Below are 3,170 nucleotides of genomic sequence, written 5' to 3' on the forward strand. Positions count from 1 at the left end.
TCCGCCGCCCCGACGGCGCGCCGTTCTCGTTCAACGACCTGCGCGGCCGCTGGGTTCTGGTCGCGATGGACGCCGGAACCTGCGACGCGCCCTGCCTCGCGAAGCTGGTCGAGATGCGGCAGGTGAGGCTCGCCCTCGGGCGCAACGCGAGCCGGGTCGCGCGGGTCTTCGTGGTGGAGGACGGGCGCGCGCCCGAGGCGAAGGAGATGGACGCGTTCCCGGGCATGGAGGTGGCGCTCGCGCCTGCCGGCGCGGCGCTCGCGCCCCGGGCGGCGGGCGACCGCGTCCACGTCTACCTCGTGGACCCGAACGGCAACGTGATGATGCGATGGCGCGCGGGGGACGATCCGAAGGGCATGCTCAAGGACCTGGAGCGGCTGCTGCGCGCCTCGCAGATCGGTTGAGCGCCGTATAATTGCAGGATCCCATGCTCCAGCGAACCCTCTCCGGCCAGCCCGGCCTCGGCGTGCAGCTCTGGCGCCTCACCAAGCCGCGCGTCGTCTCGCTCATCGTCTTCACGGCGGTGATCGGGATGTTCCTCGCCGTGCCCGCGCTTCCGCCGCTCGACCGCGTGGCGTTCGCGACGATCGGCATCGCCCTCGTGGCGGGGGCCGCCGCGGCGTTCAACTGCCTGGTGGAGCAGAAGATCGACGCGGTGATGGCGCGCACGCGCGCGCGCCCCACGGTCTCGGGCACGGTGTCCTCGCCCCAGGTGCTGCTCTTCGCGGGCGGCGTGGGCGGGCTCGGGCTCGCGATCCTCTGGCACGCGGTGAACCCGCTCACCATGTGGCTCACGCTCGGCACGTTCGTGGGCTACGCCATCATCTACACCGTGCTCCTCAAGCCCAACACGCCGCAGAACATCGTGATCGGCGGGGCCTCGGGCGCGATGCCGCCGGTGCTCGGCTGGGCGGCGATCTCGGGCGACGTCACCTACCAGCCGCTGCTGCTCTTCCTCATCATCTTCGCGTGGACGCCGCCGCACTTCTGGGCGCTCGCGCTCTACCGCCGCAACGACTACGCGCGCGCGGGCCTGCCGATGCTGCCGGTGACGCACGGCGAGAAGTTCACGCGCCTGCACCTCCTGCTCTACACGCTGATCCTGATCGCTGCGACGCTGCTGCCGTTCGCGACGCACATGTCCGGCTGGTTCTACCTCGGCGCGGCGGGCGTGCTCGACGCGGTGTTCCTCGGCTACGCGGTGCTCCTCTACGCGCGCTACAGCGATGCGCTCGCCCGGCGTACCTTCGCCTACTCGATCTTCTACCTCGCGATGCTCTTCGCGGCGCTGATGATCGACCACTACCTTCCGCTCGCGATCGGGTGAACGCGCGCCGGGCATTCGTCGCCGCGTCCCTCGCCGCGCTGGTCCTGGCGGCCTCCGGCTGCGACAAGCTCGGGGGCGGCTCCGGCCCGCAATTCCACGGCGTCGACGTGACAGGAACGGAGGCGGGCGGCAACCTGCGGCTCGAGGACTACGACGGGAAGCCGCGCACGCTCGCCGATTTCCGCGGCAAGGTGGTGCTCGTCACCTTCGGCTACACGCACTGCCCCGATGTGTGCCCCACGACGTTGCACGACTACGCGGTCGCCATGAAGAAGCTGGGGCCCGAGGCATCGCGCGTGCAGATGCTGTTCGTGAGCGTGGACCCGAAGCGCGATACGCCGGCGGTGCTGAAGGAGTACGTGCACGCCTTCGATCCGAGCTTCCTCGCGCTGCACGGCGACGAGGCGGCCACCGAACGCGCGACGCGCGACTTCCACGTGTATGCGAAGGCCGAAGGCGCCGACGGCTCCGGCAACTACGCGGTGGAGCACGCCTCGCAGGTCTTCGTCTTCGACCCGCAAGGCAAGCTCCGCCTGATGATTCCCGCCGGCACGAAGTCCGACGACATCGCCGCCGACCTGCGCCTGCTCCTCGCCTGAAAAAGAAGGGGGTCGTCGGTTTCAACCGGTCATTGCAACACCTTCTGATTCAATTGAATAGGGAGGTGTTCAATGACAGTGGTTTCGAAGAGGGGTTATTCCGGTGCCGAGCGTGCGCAGATCTGGGCGCGCTGGCGTCAGGGTGAGGCGCTGAGCTCGATCGCTGCGGCGCTAGGGAAGCGATCGTCTTCGGTTTACAACTTTGTAAAACGTCACGGTGGGATCGGGCCACGCGAACGAACGCGCGCCGCAAGAAGCCTCTCATTGGCCGAGCGTGAAGAGGTTTCGCGAGGAATATCGGCGGGCCTGACTGATCGCCAGATCGCCAAGGGTCTGCGACGGGCGGCCTCGACCGTCGGACGTGAGATCAAGCGAAACGGCGGTCGAGACAGTTATCGAGCCGTGGATGCGGACCGTGCGGCGTGGGATCGCGCTCGCCGGCCGAAGCGGGCGCGCTTGGCGGCCGATCAGAGGCTGAACCGCGTGGTAGCAGTCAAGTTGCAGCTGGACTGGTCGCCATTGCAGATATCGGCTTGGCTCAAGCGCCGGTATGCTGGACGGCCAGACATGCAAGTCTCGGCCGAAACCATCTATCGCAGCTTGTTCGTGCAGGCGCGCGCCGCCCTGAAGAAGGAGCTCGTGGGGCACCTGCGCCGCTCGAAGGGAGTGCGCCACGCAAAGGGCTCGAGCGCCAACGGTCAAGGTCGGATCGTGGACGCGATCTCGATACGAGAGCGTCCCGCCGAAGCCGAGGATCGCGCGGTCCCAGGCCATTGGGAAGGCGACCTGCTGATGGGCGGCAACAGCAGTCAGATCGCCACGCTCGTCGAGCGAAGCACCCGGTTCGTGATGCTGGTGAAGCTCGACACCAAGGAGTGCAATGCCGTGGCCGCGGCGCTCGCCCGCAAGATCATCAAACTGCCAGCCGAATTGCGCCGCTCACTCACATGGGATCGCGGCACCGAGATGGCCGCTCACAAGGACTTCTCGGTCGCCTCAGAGGTTCAGGTTTACTTCTGTGATCCGCGTAGCCCCTGGCAGCGCGGCAGCAACGAGAACACCAACGGGTTGCTGCGCCAGTATTTCCCCAAGGGCAAGGACGTATCCGGCTTCAGCCAGGCCCATTTGAACTCGGTTGCAGCACGCCTCAACGGACGGCCCCGCCAGACCCTTGGCTGGCTCAGCCCCGCCGAGGCGCTAGAAGCGGTGATTGCAAAGACCGGTTGATTTCACCGACCCCTTTT

At 67.4% G+C, this 3,170-nt stretch carries 4 protein-coding genes; all 4 read left to right on the forward strand.

Annotated elements, in window-relative coordinates:
* Positions 1-404, forward strand: a 404-nt coding sequence (locus VHA82_RS00355; RefSeq protein WP_325539095.1) for a cytochrome C oxidase subunit I, incomplete at its 5' end; no start/stop codon positions are given.
* Between the two features lie 23 nt (positions 405-427).
* Positions 428-1,327, forward strand: coding sequence for a heme o synthase (cyoE, locus tag VHA82_RS00360; RefSeq protein ID WP_325539097.1), 900 nt, complete (start codon positions 428-430; stop codon positions 1,325-1,327).
* Positions 1,324-1,926: an SCO family protein gene (locus VHA82_RS00365; RefSeq protein WP_325539099.1), complete on the forward strand. Its 603-nt coding sequence runs from the start codon at positions 1,324-1,326 to the stop codon at positions 1,924-1,926. The genes cyoE and VHA82_RS00365 overlap by 4 nt, the downstream gene beginning before the upstream one ends.
* Positions 1,927-1,998: 72 nt before the next feature.
* A complete protein-coding gene (locus VHA82_RS00370; protein WP_325539101.1) occupies positions 1,999-3,153 on the forward strand; it encodes an IS30 family transposase in 1,155 nt (384 codons plus the stop codon).
* Positions 3,154-3,170 lie beyond the last annotated feature (17 nt).

The sequence above is a fragment of the Ramlibacter sp. genome, from assembly GCF_035548915.1.
Lineage (GTDB): Bacteria > Pseudomonadota > Gammaproteobacteria > Burkholderiales > Burkholderiaceae_C > Ramlibacter.

Bases quoted from the DNA above. Each gene is read 5' to 3' on its own strand.
- cyoE (WP_325539097.1), top strand. From the start codon at position 428: ATGCTCCAGCGAACCCTCTCCGGCCAGCCCGGCCTCGGCGTGCAGCTC.
- VHA82_RS00370 (WP_325539101.1), top strand. From the start codon at position 1,999: ATGACAGTGGTTTCGAAGAGGGGTTATTCCGGTGCCGAGCGTGCGCAG.